The organism is Amycolatopsis sp. NPDC033938, from assembly GCF_055575975.1.
Window position 1 is genome coordinate 38,291 of record NZ_JBVIRO010000031.1, and the last position, 416, is coordinate 38,706.

A 416-nucleotide genomic window follows, 5' to 3' on the forward strand; every position below is an offset into this window, starting at 1 on the left:
CTTGGCCACCCAGGCGCCCCTCGGTGCCCACCTCACGCGCCACTCGCGTGACCTCGTCGGCGAACGAGGAAAGCTGATCCACCATCGTGTTGATCGTGTTCTTCAGCTCGAGAATCTCACCCCGCGCGTCGACCGTGATCTTCTGCGACAGATCGCCCTTCGCCACCGCGGTCGCGACCTGCGCGATGGACCGCACCTGTGCGGTGAGGTTGCCGGCCATGAAGTTCACCGACGTCGTGAGATCCCGCCACGTCCCGGCCACCCCGGGGACCTGCGCCTGCCCGCCGAGTGCGCCCTCGGTGCCGACCTCACGCGCGACCCGCGTGACCTCGTCGGCGAACGAGGAAAGCTGATCCACCATCGTGTTGATCGTGTTCTTCAGCTCGAGAATCTCACCCCGCGCGTCGACCGTGATC

General features: G+C 66.6%; 1 protein-coding gene. It reads right to left on the bottom strand.

Annotated features, from left to right (window positions below; all coding sequences use genetic code 11):
- Positions 1-416 (bottom strand): HAMP domain-containing protein (locus ACZ5ZX_RS40100; protein WP_465507230.1); only part of this gene is annotated, 416 nt, incomplete at both ends.